This window comes from Aquitalea aquatilis, assembly GCF_005155025.1.
Taxonomy (GTDB): Bacteria; Pseudomonadota; Gammaproteobacteria; order Burkholderiales; family Chromobacteriaceae; genus Aquitalea; species Aquitalea aquatilis.
Map to the genome: position 1 here is coordinate 2,341,667 of NZ_CP039731.1, position 23,362 is coordinate 2,365,028.

Annotated in this window: 23 protein-coding genes; 12 read left to right on the top strand and 11 right to left on the bottom strand. The window is 61.5% G+C overall.

All coding sequences use genetic code 11. The features are described 5' to 3' along the window. Nucleotides 1-1,017 carry a formylglycine-generating enzyme family protein gene (locus tag FAZ30_RS10985; protein WP_137009408.1) on the top strand — a complete coding sequence of 339 codons (1,017 nt, stop codon included), beginning with the start codon at nucleotides 1-3 and terminating at the stop codon, nucleotides 1,015-1,017. Here FAZ30_RS10985 and hpaR read toward each other — a convergent pair. Beyond that, nucleotides 1,014-1,490, bottom strand: coding sequence for a homoprotocatechuate degradation operon regulator HpaR (gene hpaR / locus FAZ30_RS10990; protein ID WP_124643586.1), 477 nt, complete (start codon nucleotides 1,488-1,490; stop codon nucleotides 1,014-1,016). The genes FAZ30_RS10985 and hpaR overlap by 4 nt on opposite strands. Before the next feature lie 157 nt (nucleotides 1,491-1,647). Between hpaR and FAZ30_RS10995 the strand changes: the two genes are divergently transcribed. Further along, on the top strand, nucleotides 1,648-2,436 hold the full coding sequence (locus tag FAZ30_RS10995) for an SDR family NAD(P)-dependent oxidoreductase (RefSeq protein ID WP_137009409.1): 789 nt from the start codon (nucleotides 1,648-1,650) through the stop codon (nucleotides 2,434-2,436). Nucleotides 2,437-2,574: 138 nt separating this feature from the next. Here FAZ30_RS10995 and FAZ30_RS11000 read toward each other — a convergent pair whose 3' ends face one another. The 3 genes from FAZ30_RS11000 to fabI form a co-directional block, all read right to left on the bottom strand. Beyond that, nucleotides 2,575-3,354, bottom strand: coding sequence for an SDR family oxidoreductase (locus FAZ30_RS11000; RefSeq protein ID WP_137009410.1), 780 nt, complete (start codon nucleotides 3,352-3,354; stop codon nucleotides 2,575-2,577). 9 nt (nucleotides 3,355-3,363) lie between these two features. Then, on the bottom strand, nucleotides 3,364-4,197 hold the full coding sequence (locus tag FAZ30_RS11005) for a MoaF C-terminal domain-containing protein (protein ID WP_137009411.1): 834 nt from the start codon (nucleotides 4,195-4,197) through the stop codon (nucleotides 3,364-3,366). A gap of 460 nt (nucleotides 4,198-4,657) precedes the next feature. Continuing rightward, nucleotides 4,658-5,446, bottom strand: coding sequence for an enoyl-ACP reductase FabI (gene fabI, locus FAZ30_RS11010; protein WP_103522851.1), 789 nt, complete (start codon nucleotides 5,444-5,446; stop codon nucleotides 4,658-4,660). A gap of 330 nt (nucleotides 5,447-5,776) precedes the next feature. On the opposite strand from fabI, the gene FAZ30_RS11015 reads away from it, so the two are divergent. The 8 genes from FAZ30_RS11015 to FAZ30_RS11050 all read left to right on the top strand — a co-directional run bounded on the left by FAZ30_RS11015 (nucleotide 5,777) and on the right by FAZ30_RS11050 (nucleotide 14,432). Then, nucleotides 5,777-7,564: an extracellular solute-binding protein gene (locus tag FAZ30_RS11015; protein ID WP_137009412.1), complete on the top strand. Its 1,788-nt coding sequence runs from the start codon at nucleotides 5,777-5,779 to the stop codon at nucleotides 7,562-7,564. A gap of 2 nt (nucleotides 7,565-7,566) precedes the next feature. After that, nucleotides 7,567-8,616 carry a microcin C ABC transporter permease YejB gene (locus FAZ30_RS11020; protein WP_137009413.1) on the top strand — a complete coding sequence of 350 codons (1,050 nt, stop codon included), beginning with the start codon at nucleotides 7,567-7,569 and terminating at the stop codon, nucleotides 8,614-8,616. Further along, nucleotides 8,613-9,644, top strand: a complete 1,032-nt coding sequence (locus tag FAZ30_RS11025) for an ABC transporter permease (protein WP_124643547.1) — start codon at nucleotides 8,613-8,615, stop codon at nucleotides 9,642-9,644. Before FAZ30_RS11020 ends, FAZ30_RS11025 begins: the two co-directional genes overlap by 4 nt. A 1-nt stretch (nucleotide 9,645) precedes the next feature. Then, nucleotides 9,646-11,217: an ABC transporter ATP-binding protein gene (locus FAZ30_RS11030; protein ID WP_137009414.1), complete on the top strand. Its 1,572-nt coding sequence runs from the start codon at nucleotides 9,646-9,648 to the stop codon at nucleotides 11,215-11,217. Between the two features lie 157 nt (nucleotides 11,218-11,374). Beyond that, a complete protein-coding gene (gene trxA / locus FAZ30_RS11035; RefSeq protein WP_045847065.1) occupies nucleotides 11,375-11,701 on the top strand; it encodes a thioredoxin TrxA in 327 nt (108 codons plus the stop codon). A 122-nt stretch (nucleotides 11,702-11,823) separates the two neighbouring features. After that, nucleotides 11,824-13,080 carry a transcription termination factor Rho gene (gene rho, locus FAZ30_RS11040; RefSeq protein ID WP_103522856.1) on the top strand — a complete coding sequence of 419 codons (1,257 nt, stop codon included), beginning with the start codon at nucleotides 11,824-11,826 and terminating at the stop codon, nucleotides 13,078-13,080. A 93-nt stretch (nucleotides 13,081-13,173) separates the two neighbouring features. Then, on the top strand, nucleotides 13,174-13,818 hold the full coding sequence (locus FAZ30_RS11045; RefSeq protein ID WP_233578429.1) for a trimeric intracellular cation channel family protein: 645 nt from the start codon (nucleotides 13,174-13,176) through the stop codon (nucleotides 13,816-13,818). A gap of 5 nt (nucleotides 13,819-13,823) precedes the next feature. Then, nucleotides 13,824-14,432, top strand: coding sequence for a CoA pyrophosphatase (locus FAZ30_RS11050; RefSeq protein ID WP_124643545.1), 609 nt, complete (start codon nucleotides 13,824-13,826; stop codon nucleotides 14,430-14,432). Nucleotide 14,433: 1 nt separating this feature from the next. On the opposite strand, the gene FAZ30_RS11055 is transcribed toward FAZ30_RS11050, so the two are convergent. Both FAZ30_RS11055 and nadC read right to left on the bottom strand, forming a co-directional pair. Beyond that, complete coding sequence (locus tag FAZ30_RS11055) at nucleotides 14,434-16,302, bottom strand: sensor domain-containing diguanylate cyclase (protein WP_137009415.1); 1,869 nt, start codon at nucleotides 16,300-16,302, stop codon at nucleotides 14,434-14,436. Between the two features lie 133 nt (nucleotides 16,303-16,435). After that, entirely contained in the window at nucleotides 16,436-17,278 is an 843-nt protein-coding gene (nadC, locus tag FAZ30_RS11060; protein ID WP_124643543.1) for a carboxylating nicotinate-nucleotide diphosphorylase, read from the bottom strand. Between the two features lie 107 nt (nucleotides 17,279-17,385). Here nadC and FAZ30_RS11065 point away from each other — a divergent pair, with 107 nt between their 5' ends. After that, complete coding sequence (locus FAZ30_RS11065) at nucleotides 17,386-18,057, top strand: energy-coupling factor ABC transporter permease (RefSeq protein ID WP_137009416.1); 672 nt, start codon at nucleotides 17,386-17,388, stop codon at nucleotides 18,055-18,057. A gap of 45 nt (nucleotides 18,058-18,102) precedes the next feature. Then, nucleotides 18,103-18,483, top strand: a complete 381-nt coding sequence (locus tag FAZ30_RS11070) for an MAPEG family protein (protein WP_124643541.1) — start codon at nucleotides 18,103-18,105, stop codon at nucleotides 18,481-18,483. Nucleotides 18,484-18,594: 111 nt separating this feature from the next. Here the strand turns inward: FAZ30_RS11070 and FAZ30_RS11075 are convergent, their stop codons facing one another. The 5 genes from FAZ30_RS11075 to FAZ30_RS11095 form a co-directional block, all read right to left on the bottom strand. Then, complete coding sequence (locus FAZ30_RS11075; protein ID WP_137009417.1) at nucleotides 18,595-19,221, bottom strand: HAD family hydrolase; 627 nt, start codon at nucleotides 19,219-19,221, stop codon at nucleotides 18,595-18,597. Nucleotides 19,222-19,248: 27 nt separating this feature from the next. After that, nucleotides 19,249-20,274, bottom strand: a complete 1,026-nt coding sequence (gene murB, locus FAZ30_RS11080; RefSeq protein WP_137009418.1) for a UDP-N-acetylmuramate dehydrogenase — start codon at nucleotides 20,272-20,274, stop codon at nucleotides 19,249-19,251. 11 nt (nucleotides 20,275-20,285) lie between these two features. Then, a complete protein-coding gene (locus FAZ30_RS11085) occupies nucleotides 20,286-21,674 on the bottom strand; it encodes an MATE family efflux transporter (RefSeq protein WP_137009419.1) in 1,389 nt (462 codons plus the stop codon). 137 nt (nucleotides 21,675-21,811) lie between these two features. Further along, nucleotides 21,812-22,111: a hypothetical protein gene (locus FAZ30_RS11090; protein ID WP_124643537.1), complete on the bottom strand. Its 300-nt coding sequence runs from the start codon at nucleotides 22,109-22,111 to the stop codon at nucleotides 21,812-21,814. Nucleotides 22,112-22,445: 334 nt separating this feature from the next. After that, nucleotides 22,446-23,183: a hypothetical protein gene (locus tag FAZ30_RS11095; RefSeq protein ID WP_124643536.1), complete on the bottom strand. Its 738-nt coding sequence runs from the start codon at nucleotides 23,181-23,183 to the stop codon at nucleotides 22,446-22,448. Nucleotides 23,184-23,362: the final 179 nt, after the last annotated feature.

Consider the following 23,362-nt stretch of genomic DNA (forward strand, 5'->3'; position numbering starts at 1 on the left):
ATGCGGCGCGGTTTGATGGCCGGCGGCTTGCTGTGGGTGAGTCTGGCGGCGGCCGCCGCGCCGCTGCTGGGCAGTGCTGCTGCCTGTCGGCGCTATGGCGGCGTGCCAGACACGGCGGCCACTGCACAACGCTGGCTGCCGGGCGGACGTTTCATCATGGGGGCGGATGATGCCTATCCCGAAGAAGCGCCTGCGCGCGAGGTCGCCGTCGCAGGCTTCTGGATGGATAGACACGAAGTGAGCAATGCCCAGTTTGCCCGCTTTGTGCGCGCCACTGGCTATCGCACCCTGGCCGAGCGCGGGCTGGATGTCCGGCATTATCCAGCTGTGCCGGCCAGGCTGCGCCAGCCCGGCTCCATGGTGTTCATCATGCCCACCCGGCTGGCTCCGGACCAGGTCAACTGGTGGCACTTTGTCCCCGGTGCCAACTGGCGGCAGCCGGAAGGGCCGGGCAGCAGCTGGCGCGGGCGGGAGAACCACCCGGTGGTGCATATTGCTCGTGAAGATGCCATGGCCTATGCCCGCTGGGCCGGGCGCAGCCTGCCGACCGAGGCTGAGTTCGAATATGCCGCGCGTGGTGGCGTCGACAGCCGTTTTCCCTGGGGGGATAGCCTACAGCGACAGGGGCGGCAGATGGCCAATACCTGGCAGGGGCCTTTTCCCTTCAAGAACAATACTGAGGATGGCTTTGCCGCTACCGCACCGGTGGGCTGTTTTGCGGCCAATGGCTATGGCCTGTTCGACCTGATTGGCAATGTGTGGGAATGGACTGCAGATGACTGGAGTACGTCGCTGGCCAGCGCTGTGGCACAGCCAGCGTTGAATCTGGAGGATGCCCTGTCATTGCAGGCGCTCGGCAGCAAGCTTGGCACCATCAAGGGTGGTTCCTTCCTGTGCTCGCCGCTGTATTGCCAGCGTTACCGGCCCAGCGCCCGCCATGCACAGGAGCTGAGCCTGGGCAGCAGCCATATCGGTTTTCGCACCGTATCCCACGCGCCTGGGCTGGCCAAGCCTTAAGCTTCCTCTGTCATGCTGCTCAGCAGCACACCGGGCTGGGGAGCAGGCAGCTGTTCCAGCTCGCTGAGCAGGCCGATCAGCAGCTCCAGTTTTTCCTCGCCGAAATGGGCTTCGATCTGTTCGTAGCAGGCGGTGGACAGCGGGGCCACCTGGCGGGTGAGGCGGCGTCCTTCCTTGGACAAGGACACGATCAGCCGGCGGCTGTCCACCTTGTCGCGGCTGCGCAGCACCAGTCCGGCTTTTTCCATGCGCACCAGAATGCCGGTCAGGCTGGGCGACAGGATGCAGGCCAGGTCGGCAATCATGCCGGCTTCCATTTCGCCGCGATCATCCAGCAAGCGCAAGATGCGCCATTGCTGTTCGGTCAGGCCCACGCTGTTGAGCAGAGGGCGGAAATAAGCCATCACCGCTTCGCGGGCGCGCAGCAAGTGTTGGGGCAGGCGGTGCTGGTGCTGGGGATTCTGTTTGGGCATGGGGCACAGGATAAGCAATGTTTTTAACATCTTAACATTCAGTTTCCTGCAACCCAAGTTCGCTGCTGTTTGCCCATGTGTTCTCCACCATTTGATTGATGGGGCGCTGCCGCTCTGCAGCCTAGACTGGGCCATCATCCACCAACAGGAGCAAGACATGAGCGAACAGGCCAGAACCATCGTCATTACCGGAGCCGGCAGCGGCATTGGGGCCGCCTGCGCCCGGCTGCTGGCCGCCGATGGCCACGCGTTGGTACTGATAGGCCGCCGCGCCGCGCCATTGCAGGCGGTGGCACAGGATTGCGGTGCGCTGGCACTGGTGGGCGATGCCGCCAGCAGCGCCGATTGGCAAGCGATGCTGGCACAGATCATGCAGCGCTACGGGCGGATTGACGGCCTGCTGTGCTGCGCCGGTGGTCTGGGCATGGGCAGTGCGCTGGCGACCGACGATGCAGCATGGCAGGCTGCCATGCGTGCCAATCTGGATTCGGCCTTTGTCAGCACGCGCGCTTGTCTGCCAGCCCTGATCGACAGCCGGGGGGCCGTGGTGTTGCTGGCATCGATTGCCTCGCTCGCCGCCGGCCCGGAAGTCTGTGGCTACACCACGGCCAAGCATGCCCTGATCGGACTCACCCGTTCGCTGGCACGCGACTATGGCCCGCAAGGGGTGAGAGTGAATGCGGTCTGCCCCGGCTGGGTGACTACGCCGATGGCCGACGAGGAAATGCAGCCGTTGATGCAACACTACGGTGACAGCCTGCAGCAGGCGTATGCCCGGGTGACGGCAGACGTGCCCTTGCGCCGCGCTGCCGCACCGGAGGAAATCGCCGCGGTGTGCCGCTTTTTGCTGTCGGAACAGGCCAGCATCATCACCGGCGCGGCCATTGTGGCTGATGGCGGCTCCAGCATTGTCGATGTGCCGACGCTGGCGTATGGCCAGCTCTGACGCCATGTAAGCAACAAGACCGCCGGGTGGCGATCTTGTTGCGCGCTGCGAACAAAACCCCTGCTGCATCGGCCCGCCTTGCCTCAGGGACACTAGGCTATTTTGTTAACTGCTCTTAATTAGCTGAGCCATTCCTGATCAATGCATGGCGGCGCTACTCTCCGGCAGGGTGGCTCCACCATCCACCACGATGGTCTGTCCGGTGATATAAGCCGCAGCATCGGAGGCCAGAAACAGCATCGCCGCCGCGATATCCATCGGTTCCCCCAGCCGGCCCAGCGGAATGCTGCCGGCAATGGCCGCATTCAGGCCGGCATCGCCCAGATTGTCCATGGCTGGTGTGCGTATCATCCCGGGCTCCACCCCGTTGACGGTAATGTGATCAGCCGCCAGTTCCAGTGCGGCGGCGCGGATAAAGCCGTTAACCCCGGCCTTGGAGGCGGCGTAATGCGCCAGCCCCGGATAGGCAACCCGCGGGCCGGTCACCGATGAGGTGGCAATGATGCGCCCGCCACCCTGGTGACGCATGGCTGGCTGTGCGGCCTGACTCAGCCAGAACAGCGCCTGCAGGTTGACCGCCAGCGTGCGTTGCAGAAGTGCCGGGCTGATATCGGCAAACGCCGTCAGCGGGAAATAAGCGGCATTGTGGATCAGCACATCCAGCCGGCCCTGTTGTTCCAGCACACGGCCTACCAGTGCGGCGGCCTGCTCTGGCTCGGCCAGATCGCATTGGCAGGCACTGGCCTGCAGGCCTTGCGCCCGCAAGGCTGCGGCCGTGGCCTGAGCCAGTTCTCCCTGCAAGTCCGCCACCACCACCATGGCCGCATGCTGGGCAAACAGCTGGCAGATGGCCGCGCCTATGCCTTGCGCGCCGCCGGTCACCAGCACCACCTTGCTGGCAAAGTCGAGCTTGAGCATGGCAGCTCCTCAGTCGTGTAGCGGGTGGCGGGTACGATTGAGAATCTGCGTTTTTGCACCGACCGGGAAGTTGGAAATGGTAGTGAAGTCATTGCCCTGATAGCCGAAAATCTTGCCGTCGGTTTTCAGTTGCTGCAGGTCGATCAGCACCACACCCAGCGTGGGGATAATTTTCTCGCGCCAGACAAACAGGTAGAGCTCGCTGTCCAGCTTGAAGTAATGGCAGCGGTCCACATCGGCCAGCCCCTGTTCCACCCCTTGTAAACACTGCCAGGTATAAAAATGGCTGTTCAGATAGATATGCTCGTAACACTCGGTGGGGCTGTAGCGGTACTGGTTGCGCAGGCCGATCAGTTCGTCGCTGACGTGGTGCAGAGTGGTGCTGGCCGTAACCGGCTGATTGAGGCTGCCATGGGCAAACTGGCAGCGTACTGCGGTCAGCTCCTGACCCTGATTGACGCGACTGAAGGCCGATTGCGCCACCTCCTCGGCTTGGGGCAGTTGTCCGGCCACGGCGGTAAACACAGTGCGTTCCAGATCCAGCACCAGACTGAGCGAATGGCCATGTTGCTGGCGCGGAATGAAATCCAGCAGCACGATGCCGGGACGCAGGCTGCTGGCGCGGTAAGCGCCCTGGCCGACAAAGCTCTCGGCGCTGCCCTTGCTGATGGTTTCCAGCTGGCAATCCTGCTCACCCACCTGCAGGCTGGCGCTGCTGCCATCGGCAAAGTGCAAGACAAACTGCCGCCCTTGCAGGGAAGTACTGAAGGGAAGAATGTGGCTATCCGGGGCAAAACCATCGGCCAGATCGCCGACGGGAATGAATACGGGTTGGCTGCTCATGTTGTTCTCCTGATGGGGTAAAGGCCCGATCAGTGTGCGAGAGCAGTGCTGCTGACACCATCCACCATTTGGTTGAAGCCGCCGGACTCATATAGCAAAACGGGCAGCTTCCGCTAAAGGAAAGCGCCCCGTGGCCGCCATGTCAGCAGCGCAACCAGGCTGCGCCAGTACCGCTACAACTTTGCAAGACCCAACTCACGACGACTTCCCGCTGTTCAGGCGTACCGCGCAAGTGTTCCTAACAGATGGACAATGCGGAATGGCATGTATGCGTAGTTGTACTGATCGTCATTGATACAGGGGAGGGCGAACTGTCGCGAGAAGAGGGAATGAGGCGAAAATAAAAAACGGGGCCATCCTTGCTGGAAGGATGGCCCCGCTTTGGTGTGCGGCTTGAATGGGTCGGGAATGATGCCTTGGCTTTCGCCCAAGCAACTTCCCTGCATACCGCGCAGGTGGCTCAGGCGTCCGGTACGTTCATCGAGTTGATGCTGAAGCCAGCATCAACATAGGTGATTTCACCGGTAATGCCGGAGGACAGGTCCGACAGCAGGAAGGCGGCGGTGTTGCCCACTTCCTCGGTGGTCACATTGCGGCGCAGACAGGATTGGCCGGCTGCAATCGACAGCAGCTTGGAGAAGCCGGAAATGCCGGCGGCAGCCAGGGTCTTGATCGGACCGGCGGACAGGCCGTTGACACGGATATTGTCCTTGCCGAGGCTGGCGGCCATGAAGCGTACCGACGATTCCAGGCTGGCCTTGGCCAGACCCATCACGTTGTAGTTCGGGATGGCGCGGATGGCACCCAGATAGGACAGGGTCAGCAGGGCGGCATTGCGGCCTTGCATCATCGGGCGTGCAGCCTTGGCCAGCGCCGGGAAGCTGTAAGCGGACACATCATGCGCGGTGTGGAAAGCTTCGCGGGTCAGTGCGTCCAGGAAGTCGCCTTCCAGCGATTCGCGCGGGGCGAAGGCAATGGCATGCACCAGGCCGTCCAGCCCATCCCACTGTTTGCCCAGATCGACAAACAGCTGGTTGATTTCATCATCACTCTGCACATCGCAGCGGAAAACCAGCTCGCTGCCGAAATCCTTGGCCATTTCACGTACACGGTCTTCCAGCTTGTCCACCACGTAGGTGAAAGCCAGCTCCGCGCCTTGCTTGTGGCACGCCTGGGCGATGCCATAGGCGATGGAGCGGTTGGAGATCATGCCGGTAATCAGAATTTTTTTGCCTTGCAGAAAGCCCATTTGGAGTCCTTCTTGGTAGAAACAGGGGGGCATTATACCCAAGCCTGCGCTACGCTGTCGTGGTGATTGTCCGACAGCCGTCGTGCACGCGGCGGCAAGGCCGCGAATCGCGCGTCCGGCAGACGGTCGGAAAAAGGTTTATATCGTGGTAACAGGCCGTGCGCCACGGGCTGGAGCGTTCCGCCGCCAGCCGGAAACAGGCTATCCTGTCCACGATGCATGATTATTCCGTTCTGCCCGGGCTGGGTGGCAGGCTGTTGCCGCTAGCCGCAAAACGGAAAACCGCAATGATAAGCTAGTCATGATTAATGCGTAAGCAGTCACAACAATATGAAACAACAACATTGGCTAGGGGTTTTGCTGCTGCTGTGGGCTGCCAGGGGGATGGCTGCTCCGGCTCAGGCCATGGGCTATACCCCGAAATACGCCGCCGGTTTTACACATTTTGACTATGTCGAGCCGCAGGCTCCCAAGGGCGGGCAGTTGGTATTGCCGGCACAGGGCAGTTTTGACACGCTCAACCCCTTCACCCTGAAGGGGGACAAGGCCGATGGCGTGCAGGCGCTGCTGCTGGATACCCTGGGGGTGTCCAGCGAGGACGAACCCTATAGCTGCTATGGCCTGCTGGCCGACGACATGCAGCTGGCGGCCGACAAGTTGTCGGTACGCTTTCACCTGAACCCGCTGGCGCGTTTTGCCAATGGCCGTCCGCTGCAGGCGGCCGATGTGGTGGCCTCCTTCAATACCCTGACGCGTGACCCGGCCGCCACGCCGCTATATCGCCTGTACTGGGCCGATGTGAAGCAGGCGATTGCGCTGGATGCCGCCACCGTCCGCTTTGACTTCAAGCGCAAGAATTCCGAACTGCACATGACGCTGTGCCAGTTGCCGGTGTTTTCCCGGCAATGGATTGCCGCTGGCAAGTCGCTGGCCGATGTGGCGCTGCTGCCACCTGTCGGTTCCGGCCCCTATGTGCTGGAGCGTTACGATCTGGGCAAGAACATCAGCTTCAAGCGCAACCCGCAGTACTGGGCAGCCAAGCTGCCGGTACGCAAGGGCATGTTTAATTTCGACCGTATTAGCTACCGCTATTACCAGGACGAAACCGCGCGGCTGGAGGCGTTCAAGGCTGGTGAGTTCGATGTATCGGCCGAAAACATGGCCAAGCAGTGGGCGCGCGGTTATGCCGGGGCCAAGTTTGACGATGGCCGCATCATCAAGAAAGCCCTGCCGCACCAGCGCGGTGCGGGCATGCAGGGCTTTGTGTTCAATCTGCGGCGGCAGCAGTTTGCCGACAAGCGCTTGCGTCAGGCCATCAGCCTGGCCTTTGATTTTGAATGGGCCAATCGCAATCTGTTTTATGGCCAGTACCGGCGCAGCAACAGCTTTTTCACCAATAGCGATCTGGCCGCCAGCGGTCTGCCGGGGCCGGACGAGTTGAAACTGCTCAATCCGATCAAGGACAAGCTGGACCCGCTGGTATTCGGCCAGCCGGTGGAGCCGCCGTTTACCGATGGCCGCTATGGCATCCGCCGCAATCTGCGCCAGGCACGCCAGCTGTTGTTCGAGGCTGGCTGGCGCTACGAAGGCGGTTTGCTGGTCGATCACCGTGGCCGGCCCTTGCGCATCGAGTTTCTGACCTATTCCAAGGTGTATGACCGGGTGGCCAGCGGCTGGCAGCAGAATCTGGCCAAGCTGGGCATCACGCTGACGGTGCGCCTGGTGGACCCGGCCATCTACCAGCGCCGGCTGAATGATTTCGACTACGACATGACGGTGGTGGTGTACGGTGCCAGCAACAGCCCGGGTAACGAGCAGCTGGACTTCCACAGCTGTCAGGCGGCGCAGACCCCCGGTTCGCAAAACTGGGCCGGACTGTGCGATCCGGCGGTGGAGGCCTTGCTGCCCAACTTCCAGCAGTTTGCCGACCGCCGCCAATTGCAGGCCGCCAGCCGGGCGCTGGACCGGGTATTGCGCGCCGGCTATTACCTGTTGCCCAACTGGTATCTGCCTTATTACCGCATGGCCTGGTGGAACCGCTTTGGCCAGCCCGCCAAGCTGCCTTTGTATTACAGCCCGACCACGTGGGCCATCGAAACCTGGTGGGAGAAAAAATGATCATGTGGCGCTATATCCTGAAACGCCTGTTATTGATGATTCCCACCCTGATCGGTGTGCTGGCACTCACCTTCGCCATCATCCAGCTGGTACCGGGCGGGCCGGTGGAGCAGATGGTGCAGCAACTGGGGCACAGCGGTGTGGCCGGCGAGACGGTCAGCAGTGGCAACCCGTATCAGAGCCGTGGTGGCCTGCAGCCAGAGGAGCTGCAGGCATTGCGCAAGCTCTACGGTTTTGACCAGCCGCCCTTGCAGCGCTTTGGCCACATGCTGGCCGGCTTTGCCCGCTTTGATCTGGGTGACAGTTTTTTCCATCACCAGTCGGTGGCCCAGTTGATTCTGTCCAAGCTGCCGGTGTCGATGAGCATCGGCCTGTGGACTTTTTTCATCACCTATCTGCTGTGCATTCCACTGGGCATTGCCAAGGCGGTGCGTGACGGCAGCCTGTTCGACCTGGCCAGCAGCACGCTTATTCTGATCGGTTATGCCATTCCCGGTTTTGTGCTGGGGGTGGCCTTGCTGGTGCTGTTCGGTGGCGGCAGTTTCTGGCAGCTGTTTCCGTTGCGTGGGCTGGTGAGCGACAACTGGTCCAGCCTCAGTCTCCTCGACAAGGTGCTGGATTATCTGTGGCACATCGTGCTGCCGGTGACCGCGTCGGTGGTGGGTAATCTGGCGGTGATGACCATGCTCACCAAAAACGTGTTCCTGGAGGAAATCCGCCGCCAGTATGTGTATACCGCTCGCGCCAAAGGCTTGTCCGAGCGGACCATCCTGTACCGCCATGTATTCCGCAATGCACTGATTCCGCTGATTACCGGCTTTCCGGCCGCCTTTATCGGCGCGTTTTTTACCGGCAGCCTGCTGATTGAAACCCTGTTTTCGCTGGACGGGCTGGGCCTGCTGTCTTACGAGTCGGTGATGCGCCGCGATTATCCGGTGGTGATGGGCAGCCTGTACGTGTTTACCTTGCTGGGCTTGCTGGCCAAGCTGCTGTCTGATCTGAGCTATGTGCTGGTCGACCCGCGCGTCAGTTTCGATGGAGGTGAGCGATGAGCCATGCGCCCAGCCTTACCCCCGGTCAGCGTGCCTGGCGGCGCTTTTGCCAGCATAAGCGCGGCTTTTTCAGCCTGTGGCTGTTCTTGCTGCTGCTTGTGCTGTCGCTGGGCGCCGAGCTGTTGTCCAACGACCGGCCACTGGTGGTGCGCTATCACGACCAGCTGTATTTCCCTTTGCTGTTCGATTACCAGGAAACCACCTTTGGTGGCGACTTTGATACCGCTACCGACTACCTCGATCCCTTCATCCAGGACCAGTTCGCCCGGCCAGGCAATTTCGCCATCTATGCGCCCAATCCTTACAGCTACAACACCGTCAATTATTTTGCCGACAGCCCCAATCCGGCGGCACCATCGGTCGACAATGTACTGGGCACCGATGATCGCGGTCGGGACGTGCTGGCGCGGCTGATCTACGGCTTTAGGGTGTCGGTACTGTTTGCGCTGGCACTGACTGTGTCCGGCACGCTGTTGGGGGTGCTGTTTGGTGCCTTGCAGGGCTTTTTCGGCGGCAAGTTCGACCTGATTCTGCAGCGGCTGCTGGAAATCTGGGGCAGCCTGCCCGAGCTCTACCTGCTGATCATCCTGGCCTCGCTGTTCAAGCCCAGCCTGCTGCTGCTGTTATTGCTGCTGACGGTGTTCGGCTGGATGGGGCTGGCTGATTATGTGCGCGCCGAGTTCCTGCGCAACCGCCAGCTGGAATATGTGCTGGCGGCCCGCTCGCTGGGGCTGAACAGTCTGCAGATCATGTGGCGGCATTTGCTGCCCAACAGCCTGACGCCGGTGTTGTCCTTTCTGCCGTTTCGGGTGAGTGGGGCGATTCTGGCACTCACCAGCCTGGATTTTCTCGGTCTGGGGGTTCCGTCCAGTACGCCCAGCCTGGGCGAGCTGCTAGCGCAGGGCAAGGATAATCTGGATGCCTGGTGGATTGCCCTGCCCACATTCGCCGTGCTGACCACCACACTGCTGTTGCTGATTTTCATCGGCGAAGGGCTGCGCGCAGCCATGGATACCCGGAAAGGCTGAGATGGAAACCCTGTTGACCGTTGCCGCATTGAATGCCCACTTTGGTCGTCAGCAAGTGCTGTCCTCGGTGGGCTTCAGCGTGGCGGCCGGCGAGAAGGTAGCGCTGGTAGGCGAGTCCGGCTCCGGCAAAACCGTGACTGCCCAGGCCCTGCTGCAGCTCAATCCTGATGTCCGGCTGAGCGGCTCCATCCGCCTGGCCGGCGAAGAGCTGCTGGGGGCGGGCGAAAAGCGCCTGCGCCAGATACGCGGCCGCGATATCGCCATGATTTTCCAGGAGCCGATGCATGCGCTGAATCCCTTGTTCACCATCGGCCGGCAAATCTGCGAAACCCTGACCCTGCATCTGGGGCTGACGGCACGCGAGGCCCGTGCCGAAGCCATCCGCCTGTTGCTGCGCACCGGCATCAGCGAGGCCGCCGACAAGATCGACAGCTACCCCTTTCAGCTGTCTGGTGGCCAGCGCCAGCGCGCGATGATCGCCATGGCCCTGGCTTGCCGGCCACGCTTGCTGATTGCCGACGAGCCGACGACGGCGCTGGATGTCACGGTACAGGCACAGATCCTGCAACTGCTGGATGAATTGCAGCAGGAGCTGGGCATGGCCGTGCTGTTCATTACCCATGACCTCAATCTGGTGCAGCGTTTTGCCGACAAGGTAGTGGTGATGCGCGGGGGGCTGGTGGTGGAAAGCGGCAAGGTGGCGCAGGTGTTCCACCAGCCTTCTCACCCGTATACCGCCGAATTGCTGGCCAGCCGGCCGGATGTACTGGACGAGGAAGCCGCCTCCACCATGCCACCCCATCTGCTGGCACGCAATCTGGCCGTCAGTTATGTACAGAAACGCGGCCTCCTGCGCCGGCGCGAGCAGACGGTATTGCATGATGTGTCACTGAGCGTGCCGGCCGGGCAGACGCTGGGCATTGTCGGGGAGTCGGGCTCGGGCAAAACCACGCTGGGCCTGGCCCTGTTGCGCCTGCTGCCGTGCCGGGGCGAGATCAGCCTGGATGCAGTTGATTTGCAGGGCTTGCGCGGTGGAGCCCTGCGCCGGGCGCGCAAGGATTTCCAGGTGGTATTCCAGGACCCGTTCGCCGCACTGTCGCCACGGCTGACCGTGGGCCAGATCGTGGCCGAAGGGCTGGAGCTGCACCAGCCGCAGCTCAGCCGCGCCGAAATCCGCCAGCAGGTGGTGGCCACCCTGGCCGAAGTGGGCCTGCATCATGAATTCATGGAACGCTATCCACATGAATTCTCTGGTGGCCAGCGCCAGCGCATTGCCATCGCCCGCGCACTGATTCTCAAGCCCAAGCTGCTGCTGCTGGACGAACCAACCAGTGCCCTGGATGCCACGCTGCAAAAACAGGTGCTGCAGTTGTTGCGCAGCCTGCAACGCAAATACGGCCTCAGTTATCTGTTCATCAGTCATGATCTGGCGGTGATCCGCGCGGTAGCGCATCAGGTGCTGGTGTTGCAGGCCGGGCGGGTGGTGGAGCAGGGCGCTGCCGGCCAGCTGTTCGCTGCGCCACAGCAGGCGTATACCCGCCAATTGCTGGCGGCGGCCTTGCCGGACTCTTGAAAAGCGCCGCTGGCGCTCCCATTGTCTATAGATAGCCGCAGATCACCGCACTGTGCCGGCCGGCAGGGCGGCAAAACCGCGGTTGCCCCGCAGGCAGTCAATTGTTAACATCAGCGGCTAACGACACTGCAAACCACCCCGAATACTAGAGGAAGCCATGAGCGATCTTATCCTGCACGTAACCGACGACTCCTTTGAACAAGACGTCCTGAAGGCCGATGTGCCGGTACTGGTCGACTACTGGGCGGAATGGTGTGGTCCGTGCAAGATGATCGCCCCCATCCTGGACGAAGTGGCCAAGGAATACGCCGGTCGCCTGAAAGTGGCCAAGCTCAACATCGACCAGAACGAGCTGACTCCGCCGAAATTCGGCATTCGCGGCATTCCGACGCTGATGATTTTCAAGGACGGCCAAGTGGCCGCCACCAAGGTGGGCGCACTGGCCAAGAGCCAGCTGGCCGCCTTCATTGACAGCCACATCTAAAGCGTCTATTCTCGACTGAACATTCTTCAAGCAGGCGGCGCATCAGCCGCCTGTTTCGTATCCGCATCTACACCCCACAAACAGCGTTCTGCTCAATCTTTACGAGTCGACCAACGGCCGCTATGCATTTATCTGATCTCAAACACCTTCATGTATCCCAGCTCGTGGAAATGGCTATTTCCAACGAGATCGAGGGCGCGAACCGCCTGCGCAAACAAGACCTCATTTTTGCGCTTCTGAAAAACCAGGCCAAAAAAGGCGAAAGCATCTTCGGCGAGGGCACCCTGGAAGTGCTGCCGGACGGTTTCGGTTTCCTGCGCAGCCCCGATACCTCGTATCTGGCTGGCCCGGATGACATCTATGTCAGCCCGTCGCAGATTCGCCGCTTCAATCTGCACACCGGGGACTCCATCGAAGGCGAGATCCGCACCCCCAAGGATGGCGAACGCTACTTCGCGCTGGTGAAGGTGGACAAGGTCAATGGCGAGCCGCCGGAAAACTCCAAGCACAAGATCCTGTTTGAAAACCTCACGCCGCTGTTCCCGACCGAGCAGTTCAAGCTCGAGCGCGACATCCGCAGCGAGGAAAACATTACCAGCCGCATCATCGATCTGATTGCCCCCATTGGCAAAGGCCAGCGCGCCTTGCTGGTGGCACCGCCCAAGTCCGGCAAGACGGTCATGTTGCAGCACATCGCGCATGCCATCACCACCAATCACCCGGAAGCGGTGATGATTGTGCTGCTGATTGACGAGCGTCCGGAAGAAGTGACCGAAATGCAGCGCTCGGTGAAGGGCGAGGTCGTATCCTCCACCTTCGACGAGCCGGCTACCCGCCACGTGCAGGTTGCTGAAATGGTCATCGAAAAAGCCAAGCGTCTGGTTGAACACAAGAAGGACGTGGTCATCCTGCTGGACTCGGTGACCCGTCTGGCCCGCGCCTACAACACCGTGGTACCGGCCTCCGGCAAGGTGCTGACTGGTGGTGTGGATGCCAACGCCCTGCAGCGCCCCAAGCGTTTCTTCGGTGCCGCGCGTAATGTGGAAGAGGGCGGTAGCCTGACCATTATCGCCACCGCGCTGATCGATACCGGCAGCCGCATGGACGATGTGATCTACGAAGAATTCAAGGGTACCGGCAACTGCGAAATCCATCTGGATCGTCGTATGGCGGAAAAGCGCATCTTCCCGGCACTCAACATCAACCGTTCCGGTACCCGTCGCGAAGAGCTGCTGGTGCCGCAAGACCAGCTGCAGCGCATCTGGGTATTGCGCAAGCTGCTGTACCCGATGGACGACATCGAGGCGATGGAATTCCTGCAGGACAAGATCAAGGCCACCAAGTCCAATCTGGCCTTCTTCGACTCCATGCGCCGCTAAGCCGGCAGCAAGAACGGCATTCTGCGGAATGCATAAGCAAAACCCGACGCCGGGCCTGACAAGGTCTGGCGTTTTTGTTGATGATGGTCTGTGATGGAAATCAGTAGCCGCTTTTTTCAGATGGAAGTGTTTTCCGCCCTGGGCACGGTTGCCTTTGCCTTTTCCGGTTATCTGATCGGCGTACGCAAGCAACTGGACCTGCTGGGCATCGTGGTGGTGGCCTTGCTCACCGCCATTGGCGGCGGCATCATCCGCGATGTGCTGGTGGCCAGGGTGCCGTTGGTGTTTTTCGATTACACCAGTCTGGCCATTATTGCCGCCACCTTGCTGGCTTCGGCGCTGCTGCGCCTGCACCGGCGACAGAGCCGCACGCTGGAGCGCTTGTTCATCATTGCCGATTCGCTGGGGCTGGTGGCTTTCAGCATTACCGGTGCCCAGGTCGGGTTGATGTATGACCTGAACGCTTTTGGCGTGGTGTTGCTGGGTTTCATCACCGCAGTCGGGGGCGGCGTGGTGCGCGATATGATGGTGAATGACATTCCCTTCATCTTGCACAAGGATTTTTACGGCACGGTGTCCATACTGGTAGCAGGTGGTCTGTTTGTGATGGACCAGCTGACCTGGGTGAATACCCTGTTATTGCAATTGCTGTTTCTGGCAGGGCTGGCGGTGCGTCTGTTTGCGCACTGGAGTGAGCTGGCCCTGCCCAAGATAGGGCCGCAATCAAAAAAAGGATGACAGCCATGTGGCCGGCGGACAGAGATGAAGCCCAGGACTGGATACGCCAGTGCCTGGCCGGGTTTGTCTTCGATGGACAGGCCGGTGATATTCCGTGGCGCGGCGTGCAGGAGGGGCAGCGACCGGCCGCCGTGCTGGTACCGCTGGTCTGGCACGACAGCGGCCCCACGGTGCTGCTGACCCGACGTACCGAGTCCTTGTCGACGCATGCCGGCCAGGTCAGCTTTCCGGGTGGCAAGGTGGATGCCGAGGACAGCTCGGCCATTGCCGCCGCGCTGCGCGAGGCGCGCGAGGAAATCGGGCTGGCTTCCGAACAGGTGGATGTGCTGGGTGTCTTGCCGCAGTACGTCACCATTACCGGCTTTGTGGTGACACCGGTGGTGGCGATGGTGCAGCCACCCTTGCAGCTAAGCCTGGAACCAGGCGAGGTGGCCGAGGTATTCGAGCTGCCGCTGCAACTGGCGCTGGATGGCCGGCAGTACGAAAAGCACAGCTATGTGCGCGATGGAGTGGCTGGGCATTATCTGGCCATGCAGTGGCAGCAGTTCACCATCTGGGGGGCGACGGCGGCCATGCTGCGCTTGCTGTCGCAGGCGCTGGACACGGCGGACTGACTCAGTCGGCGTTGCTGTCGCTCAGCATCAGGTCGCGTCCGGCCATCTTGGCCTGATAGAGTAATTTGTCGGCGCGGCTGAGCATGCCGGATGGCGTGTCGCTGGGGCGCCAGTCGGTAATGCCACCGCTGAAGGTGACTTTCTGGTCGGTAAAGGGAAATACCGTGCCGGCCAGCACTTGCTGTATGCGCGCCATGACTTTTTCCGCATCACGCAAGCGGGTGCAGGGGAAAATCACCAGGAATTCTTCGCCACCGATACGGGCACATACATCGGTGCTACGGGTACAGTCCACCGCGGCATTAGCCACGGCCAGCAGCACATTGTCGCCGGCCTGATGGCCAAAACTGTCATTGAACTGCTTGAAGTGGTCGATATCGAACACGGCTACCGACATCGGCTGACTGTAGCGCTCGCAGCGCTGCAATTCTTCCTTGAGGGCCTGGTCGGCATGACGGCGGTTGCTCAGGCGCGTCAGCGGATCGGTGATGGCCATCTCGTTCAGCAGGCGGTTCTTGTCTTCCAGCTCGTTTTCCAAAGCCTTGCGTTCGGAAATATCGTAGAGCGCGATCAGTGCGGCCGGGATCTGCTGCTGCGGCATCAGCTCCACCGAGACGATGGCCCACAGCTTGCTCTGGTCTGCGCGCTCCAGTTCGGCTTCGCGGTTGGAAATGACTTCGCCGCTACGCAGCCAGTCGCAGACCGGCGCCAGCTGCAGCGGCAGATCCAGCATGGCCGATTGGCCATCCGCACGCTGGGGAGCGGCTGGCAGCTGCAGCATGTCGCGCGCCGGTGCATTGGCGCGCAGGATGCGCAGGTTGTCGGTGGCCACCAGCAGCAGCGCCACCGGTGCGGTGTCCAGGGTGAGCCTGGCCAGCTCTTCGCTTTCGCGGATGCGTGCGGCGCTGGCAGACAGCAAGCGGTTCTGGCGGATGCTGGCCAGATGGTTGCGCAGGGTCAGCATGGTCAGGGCAGCGGTAAACAGCCAGGCCAGAATGGCCACCGTGGCCTTGTCGTTATAGGCGCGGGTAAAGTCGCGTTCGGCAATGCCCACCACCACATGGAAGGGAAAGCCTTCCATCAGGCGCGAGCTATAAAGCCGCACTTCCTGATCCAGGATGGAGCGGGCACGAAACTGCAGATAATTGTCGTGACGTTCCAGTACTTCGGTGCTTTGCAGCTCGTTGAGGGCCTGCTCGGTCCTGCCCTTCTGCGCCGGCCAGCTGGCTTGCAGTACCTGGCGCTGATCCAGCACCAGGATTTCACCGAAACGACCTACCGGCAGCTTGGCCACTTCGGCCTGGAAGAAATGTTTGTCCAGCAGGCCCACTACCATGCCGATGGCTTCGTCATCCTGGTTCAGCAGCTTCTGTACCAGCACGATGCCATCCTGCTCCTGTTCCTGGCGGGTGGAGGTAAAACTGCTGTCCTGGCCGCCATTGCGGTGATACCAGCGGCAGTAGTCGGTTTTCAGCTGGGAGGACGGGCTGTGCTTCTGGCTGGAATACAGCACGTAGCAGGAGCTATCCAGAATGTCGATCTGCTTCAGATAGGGCATCTGGCGCAGCTTGCCGCGCATCTGCACGTCGATGCGCTGTTCCTGCTCCTGCGACAGCATGTGCTTGTTCAGCAGCAGCTGTACCAGATTGCTGTCGCTGGCACTTTTCAGGATCAGGCTGGTTTCGCGCAAGCCGGACGATAGCCGCTCTTCCAGTAGCTCGGACAAGCCGGCAGCCTGGTTGCGTGCTTCACTCTCGCCCTGACGGCGGGTTCCGGCCAGGTCGAGAATGACCACCAGCAAGGTGCTGGCCAGAAAGATCGCCGCCAGCCATTTGGCGCGCTTGCCCTTTGCCTGTTGTTGCTTGCGCAAGATGTGGTTTTCCCCGTTTAAATGATCGCAGCCTGTACGGCTGTCTTTCCGGTGTGCTCTATCCGGTATACCTCGTAAATCCGCAAATGGACACTTTTACGCTGAGCACGGCGGTGTGCCGGCCGCTATGGCCTTAGTGCTGAAAGCGCATGGACAGGTCGATGGCCTGAATATCCTTGGTGAGCTTGCCGATGGAGATGCGGTCGACCCCGGTTTCGGCGATGGCACGCACGCTGTGCATGTCCACGCCGCCGGAGGCCTCCAGTAGCGCACGGCCGGCACTCAGCGCCACGGCGGCGCGCATGTCGTCCAGTGACATATTGTCCAGCAGGACGAGTTTGGCACCGCCATCCAGTGCCTGTTGCAGCTCGTCCAGGTTTTCCACCTCGATCTGCAGGCTGACGCCGGGTGGAATGATGCGGAAAGCCTGCTCCAGCGCCTGGCGGATGCCGCCGGCTGCCATGATGTGGTTTTCCTTGATCAGGATGCCGTCGTACAGACCGATGCGCTGGTTGTCGCCACCGCCGACGGTTACCGCGTATTTCTGCGCCAGTCGCAGGCCGGGCAGGGTTTTGCGGGTGTCCAGAATGCGCGCGCGGGTGCCGGCCACCACATCCACATAGCGCCGGGTCTGGGTGGCCACGGCCGACAGGGTTTGCAGGAAGTTGAGCGCAGAGCGCTCGGCCGTGAGCAGGGCGCGGGCCGGGCCGCTGATTTCGCACAGCACGCTGCCGGCAGCGATCTTGCGGCCTTCGCGGACCTGCCAGATGACGCTGCAGCGTTCGTCAACCTGACGGAAGCACTCTTCAAACCACGCCTTGCCGCACAGCACGGCCTCTTCGCGCAGCAGTACGGTGGCGCAGCCTTCCTCAGACTGCTCAATCAGCTGGGCGGTCCAGTCGGCCTGACCAATATCCTCGGCCAGCGCAATGCTGACCTGCTGGGCGATAAGGTGGTGGGCTGGCTGCTTGCTCATGTCGGAACCCTGATGGCAAAAGCGCTATTGTACCCAGCGATGCCGGTGCTGTGGGGCTTATCGTCGCGGTGGTATCATGCGCAACACCTTGTCGGGCTGGAGTATTCATGGATTTGCCTGCTGTCTTGTTTCCCTTGTGGCTGCTGTGGACGGCGGCGGCTGTGGCCGGGCTGGCGCTGGGTTTTGCCGCCACGCGGGTGCGCTGGCGTCAGCTGGATGCCGCTGCCTGCAACGCCTGGATGGGCGCGGCGGTGTTGCTGCTGGGCCTGTGGCTGATGAAGGGCGGGCTCAAGCCCGGCCTGTCCTTTCACTTGCTGGGGGCGACGGTGCTTACCCTGTTGATGGGACCCTGGCTGGCCTTGCTGGCCATGGCGCTGCTGTTGCTGGCGCTGGTGGCCGGCGGCCATGGTGATGTGCTGGCGCTGGGGCTGAACTGGCTGCTGGCAGGTGCACTACCGGTAGCGCTGAGCAGCCTGTTGCTGCAGCTGGCACGGCGACACCTGCCGGCACAGCTATTTGTCTATGTCTTCCTCAATGCCTTTGTGGCTGGCGGGCTCAGCCTGTTCCTGAGCGGTGCCGCCGGCATGCTGGCGCTGGGTTTGAGCGGTAGCTACGCTGTGGACTATCTGCTGGAAGAGGCGCTGCCCTTCTACTTTTTGCTGTCCTGGTCCGAGGCTTTCATCAGCGGTTTGGTGATGGCCATTCTGATCGTCTACCGGCCGCAGTGGGTCATGACCTTTGATGATGCGGCCTATCTGGGGCGCGGACCGGAAATCTGAGCCGGCTGCCGGCCGGCGCTTCACCCCTTTTCAGGAGAAACAGTCATGCCCTTTGCCCTGTGGAGTATCTTGCTGGTTTCGTTGTTGCCGCTGTTGTGGACCTTGCTGGCCAAGGCGGGTATCCCGTATGACAACCATCAGCCGCGTGTCGGTCTGGCGGCCGCCAGTGGCTGGCGCCAGCGTGCCAACTGGGCGCAGCAGAATGCCTGGGAGGCTTTCCCCAGCTATGCCGCAGCCATGTTGCTGGCCTGGATGATGAAGGTGCCGGTTGGCCGGCTGGATCTGCTGGCTGGACTGTACCTGCTGCTGCGACTGGGACATGGCCTGTGTTATATCGCCGATCAGGCCACGCTGCGTTCGCTGTGCTGGCTGGGTGGCATGGCCATGGTGGTGCTGCTGTTTGTCAGTGCGGCCGGGGTGTTTTAAGGATACTTGGCACCGCTGACAAAACCTGGCAGAGAATCCGGGCCAAGGCGCGCCGACGCAGACAGTAGCAGTTGCTCAGCAAGAAAGTGCGCGGGGTTCTGTCCGTGGGTTTTAATCCAGCAGGCCTTGCGCCTGCACCGCCTGTCGTACCGCCGGCAGGCCCACGGTGTGAAATGCCTGCCAGCCTGCCTGCTGGGCCGCCTGTACGCATTCGATGTTGTCATCGAAAAACACGATTTGTCCTGCTTCTACCTGCAGTGCTTCTTGTACGTGGTGATAGGCGGCGGCATCCGGCTTGCGCAGGCCGATCAGGTGGGAGGCAAAGCAGGCTTCAAAGTGCTGCAGCAAATCGAATTCGCGCGCGATCTTGCCCCAGTGCAGGGCGTTGTTATTGCTTAGCACGGCCAGCCGGTAGTGCTGGCCCAGCTGCTGCAGCAGTTCATGGGCACCGGCAAATGGCCCTTGCAGCCAGTCGTCCAGCGCCTGCAGCATGGCCTCGGTACTGATGCCCAGTTGCAGCTTGTCCGCCATCAGTGCGGCGAATTCGCGTGGTGTGGCTCGGCCGCTATCCAATAGTGCCACTTCTGGTGTGTGTAGCCAGAATTGCCTGGCCTGCTCGCGGCTGAGGCGGCCCTGCGACAGTGCCATCAGCGGATCGATACCGTTCCAGTCCACCAGCACACCACCCAGATCGAAGACCAGTACCGGTGCGTGTTGCCGTGTATGTGTCTGTTGCATGATGGTTCGCTTTGTCGTGGCCGGGTTTTACCAGACCAGTGGTTCGGCTTCCAGTTCCACGCCATAGCGCTGGCGCACCGCATCCTGTACATGGCGGGCCAGTGCCCACATCTGGCTGCCGCTGGCCTGGCCGTGGTTGACCAGCACCAGGGCCTGGCGTTCATGCACACCGGCATCGCCCTGGCGATAGCCTTTCAGGCCCGCCTGCTCGATCAGCCAGCCTGCCGCCAGTTTCACCCGGCCTGGGCCGGCCGGGTAATGCGGCAGGGCAGGGAAGCGCTGCAGCAGTGCATCGGCCTGGACCTGCTCAATCACCGGGTTCTTGAAAAAACTGCCGGCATTGCCCAGTACGGCCGGGTCTGGCAGTTTGCTGGCGCGGATGGCCATCACCACATCGCTGACATCCAGCGGCGTGGGCTGCTGGATGCCGCGTTTTTCCAGCTCCTGCTGGATATCGCCATAGCCGGTTTTCAATTGCGGCTGGCGCGACAGCCGGAAGCGCACTGCCGTCACCAGCAGCCGGCCAGCGGCCTCGTGTTTGAAAACGCTGTCGCGATAGCTGAAACGGCAGGCCGCGTTATCCAGTTCCAGCGCTGCGCCATTTGCGGTCAGGTCAGCGCATACGACCTGGGCAATGCGATCCTTCACTTCCACGCCATAGGCACCGATGTTCTGCACCGGGCAGGCCCCCACGGTGCCGGGAATCAGGCTGAGGTTTTCCAGCCCGTACCAGCCTTGTTGCAGGCTGTAGCGCACGAAGTCATGCCAGCTTTCGCCGGCTGCGGCTTCCACCAGCACGCTGTCGGCGCTTTCTTCCAGCAAGCGGATGCCGCGTAGCGCCACCTTGATCACCAGGCCGGGGTAGTCTCGTGTCAGCAGCAGATTGCTGCCACCGCCCAGCCACAACACCGGGCCGGTCTGGTAGGCAGTGCTGGCCAGTAGTGCCGGCAACTGCGCCGTGTCATCCAGTTGACAGAAGTGGGCAGCCTGCACCGCCATGCCAAAGGTGTTGTGGGGCTTGAGTGAAATATGCGACTGAATGGCGAGTGTCATCTTCAGCTTTCTTATGGGGTTTGACGGTGCAGGCGGCGGCGACTCTCGCGCGCCAGATAGCTGACCAAGAGCAGGGCTGCGATGCTCAGGCTGAATACCAGTGCCAGCCAGAAGCCGTAGATACCCATGGGGGCGACCAGCCAGTCGGTTAGTCCCAGCGTGATGCCCAAGCCCAGCCCGATACCCCAGAAGGCGGTGATGTGAATGATCATCGGCACTGTGGTCAGTTTGTAGCCGCGCAGCGCGCCGGAGGCGATGGTCTGGGCGGCATCGGTCAGCTGGAATACCGCAGCGAACAGCAGCAGGGCCGAGCCCATGGCGATCACCTGCGGGTCGGGCGAGTAAACCGCCATGATGTCCTGGCGCAGCCACAGCACCAGCAACATGGTGCCCACGGCGGTGGCCAGCCCCACCAGCAGGCCCACGCCGGCCACGAAACGGGCGCCATGATAATCGCCGGCACCGGCCCGCTGGCCCACGCGCACGGTAAGGGCGGTGGAGATGCTTTGCGGCAGCATGTAAATGATGCTGGAGAAGTTCAGCACCGATTGATGGCTGGCCACCACCGTCATGCCCAGCTTGGCAATCAGCAGGGCGATAAAGGAAAACAGGCTCACTTCCACAAAGAAGGACAGGCCGATGGGTAGGCCCAGCTTGAGAAATGCGCCATAGCGCTTCCAGTCCGGCCAGCTCATCTGGCGGGTCAGGCCGTAGGGGCGGAAATGGCGGTGCCAGCAGATATAGGCAAACAGGGTGAGGCAGTTGAACCAGAACACGATGCCGGTGGCCCAGCCGCAGCCGGCACCCCCCAGGCGCGGCAGGCCGAACAGGCCGTGGATCAGGGCGTAATTGAGCGGAACGTTCAGTGCCAGGGCAATAAGGCTCACTACCATGATGACGCGTGGCCGGTTCAGGCTGGAAGCATAGGCGTGCAGGGCGCGGTGCATCATGGCAGCCGGCATGCCGACAGCAGCGCCGGTGATGAACAGCATCACCTTGTCTTCCACATCGGTGGGCAATTGCAGCCACAGCCGCAAGGGATGCTCGGCCAACAGCATGGCAGCCGCACCGAGCAGGCCGACGAACAGGCCGAACCAGATGCCTTGTCTGCCGGTTTCGCCTAGCTGATCGGTCTGGCCTGCACCCAGTTGGTGGGACAGTACCGGATTGAGCGCGGTCACCACCCCCATCAGCGTGACATACACGGTAATGAAAATGCTGGCACCCAGTGATACGGCAGCCAGATCATCGGTGCTGACCCGGCCAGCCATCACGGTATCGACAAAGCCGGTGGCGACCTGGGCGATCTGGGCAATCATCATCGGCAGGGCGAGGCGGCTGATCTGGCGGGCTTCGGTGCTGATGGCACCGGGAGGGGCGCTTTTCAGTTGCTGCAACATGGCGGTGCGTCAATTCGGCGGGGTGGGCAAGCGCTCCATTATAAGGAGCGCCCGGCTACCCTGTCTTGCCCAATGGCGACGCCGCGCAACAGCACGGGCGCGCAATGCGGTGCTTGGGCGGCGGCAACACGACACGCTCAGAAGCGTACCGGCGTCTCGCGGCGCAGGTCACAGCTGATGATCAGCTCCTTGCCAAAACGGTTATTGATGGTGAGTGCGTCCATCAGGCCCACGTCATGAATGGTCAGCAGCCGGTTGTCCAGCTGGCTGTCATAGCCAAGCTGGCTGGCGAAGTCGATCAGTGCTTGCAGCGGCAGGGTAGTGTCGGCGCACAGGGGGGTGGCAGTCAGGCTGCCTTGTAAGGGGCGTTTTCTTCCCACGGCATCGTATACGGCAAAGGAAAAGTCGCTACAGCTATCTTGCAGGCAATCGTACATGGTGAAACTCCATCGGGTATGAGTGAGCGCTGTTGCGTGCCCGACTCTCCGTCAGGCGACGCTTTAGCAGGATTTTTGGGCGCCCTGCAAGTTGTCGATTAACTCGGCGCCTGTGCTCCGGCCTTGGCCGGAGACGGTAAAACCAGAACTGCTTACAACAAACAACATGCCCGATGTCGCATAGCGAGCGCACTATGACGGAAAAAGAAAAACCCGCCGGCCAGAAGAGCGCAGCGGGTTATCCGACTCACGCTTTAGCTGGCATTTATAGTGCGCCCAGCAAGCTGTATCAAATCGGCGCATGAGAAAAGATTATTCCTGACCAGATAGCCTGTCAAGCCCTGTTGTGTGCGGGCCACTGTTGCAGAAATTCCTGCCAGTGTCCGCCGGTTTGGCTCAGCAGTTGTGCCAGTTTTTGTTCATGCTGGCTGCGAGTGAGTGCAGAAATCTGCCCTTGCAGCGCGGCCAGGCGCAGCCACATCAGGTAATGGCAGGCAGCGCGCTGCGCGCTGCTCTCCAGCAGACCGGGCAACTGTCCTGCCGCTGCGGCAGCCCAGGATTGCGGCGCATCGTAATCGGCAATGCGCGGCAGGCCGCACAGGCCGGCCATTTCCTGCTGCGGCACACAGCCGGGCTGTGCGCCCTGGCACAGCAGGCGGCTCAGCTCCAGCGTCTGGCCGAACAGGCCTGTGGGGCCGCCAGGAAACGCCACATTGTGCAACATGGCCCGGTGGCGCAATACCGGCAACAGCAACTGGGAACCCTGCCAGCTGACAATTTGCGGCATATGTTCATTCAGCAGTGCCGCCAGCGCTTGCAGCATGGCCGCTTCGTCCTGTCCGGCTGCCGACTGGTGCAGCGCCACTTCCTGCCGGCTATGCAGCACGGCATTGACCGCGACCACGCGATGCAGGTGGTAGGGCATGAATTCATCCGCCCGGCTGGCCCGGCTGCGCTGCAGGGCAAAGTAGACGACATCGGCATCGCTGATTTGCGCATCCAGCTGATACAGGGTACGGATGCCGGCGACATCGGGCAGGGTCTGGATATCCAGGGCGAGTAAGGGAATCACGTGGTGTCTTCACACAGAAATGGCGGCAATGGTGTGCGATTCTAGGCCGGCTGCGCACGGCGGGCAATCGCGGCGGCGTGGGTCTGGCCATGGTCATCGCGATTAAATGGGCCATGGCGGTGTATCTTGTCAGAAGATTCAGGCTATAATCTGCCGCTTGAATTCCTTTCTTGCGAATC

What these genes read in the sequence shown, in the direction of transcription:
- FAZ30_RS10985 (WP_137009408.1), top strand. Translation starts at nt 1, where the DNA reads ATGCGGCGCGGTTTGATGGCCGGCGGCTTGCTGTGGGTGAGTCTGGCG.
- hpaR (WP_124643586.1), bottom strand. Translation starts at nt 1,490, where the DNA reads ATGCCCAAACAGAATCCCCAGCACCAGCACCGCCTGCCCCAACACTTG.
- FAZ30_RS10995 (WP_137009409.1), top strand. Translation starts at nt 1,648, where the DNA reads ATGAGCGAACAGGCCAGAACCATCGTCATTACCGGAGCCGGCAGCGGC.
- FAZ30_RS11000 (WP_137009410.1), bottom strand. Translation starts at nt 3,354, where the DNA reads ATGCTCAAGCTCGACTTTGCCAGCAAGGTGGTGCTGGTGACCGGCGGC.
- FAZ30_RS11005 (WP_137009411.1), bottom strand. Translation starts at nt 4,197, where the DNA reads ATGAGCAGCCAACCCGTATTCATTCCCGTCGGCGATCTGGCCGATGGT.
- fabI (WP_103522851.1), bottom strand. Translation starts at nt 5,446, where the DNA reads ATGGGCTTTCTGCAAGGCAAAAAAATTCTGATTACCGGCATGATCTCC.
- FAZ30_RS11015 (WP_137009412.1), top strand. Translation starts at nt 5,777, where the DNA reads ATGAAACAACAACATTGGCTAGGGGTTTTGCTGCTGCTGTGGGCTGCC.
- FAZ30_RS11020 (WP_137009413.1), top strand. Translation starts at nt 7,567, where the DNA reads ATGTGGCGCTATATCCTGAAACGCCTGTTATTGATGATTCCCACCCTG.
- FAZ30_RS11025 (WP_124643547.1), top strand. Translation starts at nt 8,613, where the DNA reads ATGAGCCATGCGCCCAGCCTTACCCCCGGTCAGCGTGCCTGGCGGCGC.
- FAZ30_RS11030 (WP_137009414.1), top strand. Translation starts at nt 9,646, where the DNA reads ATGGAAACCCTGTTGACCGTTGCCGCATTGAATGCCCACTTTGGTCGT.
- trxA (WP_045847065.1), top strand. Translation starts at nt 11,375, where the DNA reads ATGAGCGATCTTATCCTGCACGTAACCGACGACTCCTTTGAACAAGAC.
- rho (WP_103522856.1), top strand. Translation starts at nt 11,824, where the DNA reads ATGCATTTATCTGATCTCAAACACCTTCATGTATCCCAGCTCGTGGAA.
- FAZ30_RS11045 (WP_233578429.1), top strand. Translation starts at nt 13,174, where the DNA reads ATGGAAATCAGTAGCCGCTTTTTTCAGATGGAAGTGTTTTCCGCCCTG.
- FAZ30_RS11050 (WP_124643545.1), top strand. Translation starts at nt 13,824, where the DNA reads ATGTGGCCGGCGGACAGAGATGAAGCCCAGGACTGGATACGCCAGTGC.
- nadC (WP_124643543.1), bottom strand. Translation starts at nt 17,278, where the DNA reads ATGAGCAAGCAGCCAGCCCACCACCTTATCGCCCAGCAGGTCAGCATT.
- FAZ30_RS11065 (WP_137009416.1), top strand. Translation starts at nt 17,386, where the DNA reads ATGGATTTGCCTGCTGTCTTGTTTCCCTTGTGGCTGCTGTGGACGGCG.
- FAZ30_RS11070 (WP_124643541.1), top strand. Translation starts at nt 18,103, where the DNA reads ATGCCCTTTGCCCTGTGGAGTATCTTGCTGGTTTCGTTGTTGCCGCTG.
- FAZ30_RS11075 (WP_137009417.1), bottom strand. Translation starts at nt 19,221, where the DNA reads ATGCAACAGACACATACACGGCAACACGCACCGGTACTGGTCTTCGAT.
- murB (WP_137009418.1), bottom strand. Translation starts at nt 20,274, where the DNA reads ATGACACTCGCCATTCAGTCGCATATTTCACTCAAGCCCCACAACACC.
- FAZ30_RS11085 (WP_137009419.1), bottom strand. Translation starts at nt 21,674, where the DNA reads ATGTTGCAGCAACTGAAAAGCGCCCCTCCCGGTGCCATCAGCACCGAA.
- FAZ30_RS11090 (WP_124643537.1), bottom strand. Translation starts at nt 22,111, where the DNA reads ATGTACGATTGCCTGCAAGATAGCTGTAGCGACTTTTCCTTTGCCGTA.